Source organism: Thioclava sp. UBA3469 (genome assembly GCF_002378135.1).
Taxonomy (GTDB): domain Bacteria; phylum Pseudomonadota; class Alphaproteobacteria; order Rhodobacterales; family Rhodobacteraceae; genus Thioclava; species Thioclava sediminum.
Genome location: NZ_DFRG01000092.1, coordinates 1 through 390 on the forward strand (window position 1 = coordinate 1; position 390 = coordinate 390).

Genomic DNA, 390 nt, shown 5'->3' on the forward strand with positions numbered 1-390 from the left:
GGGCGGATCGTGCAATGCGGCACCGCGCGCGACATCATCGCCAAGCCTGCGAATGGCTATGTCGCCGATTTCGTGGCCCATATGAACCCGCTCGGCGTGCTGACCGCCGAGGACATCGCCGATCCCGTCGGCACGCCGACCGGCGACGCCACCGGCGCGCCGATGCCCGCCGACGCGCCCGTGCGCGACGTGATGGAGCGGCTGCGCTACGAGCCCGCCGTGCCGCTTACCGATGGCCGCGTCGTAACCCGCGAGGGCGTCATCACGCGGCTCATCGACCCCCAGCGCAGCGCCGAGGCGAGCTGAGGGACGCTTCGCGGAGGATATTTTGACCAAGCCGAAACCAAGGCGCGCGCGCTCCTTCGGCTTGGCTCAAATATCCCCGCCGGA

At 69.7% G+C, this 390-nt stretch carries 1 pseudogene; it reads left to right on the plus strand.

Going from position 1 to position 390, the window contains the following annotated elements:
• Positions 1-306: pseudogene (locus B3D39_RS07630) on the plus strand (choline ABC transporter ATP-binding protein); the annotation flags it as partial.
• Positions 307-390 lie beyond the last annotated feature (84 nt).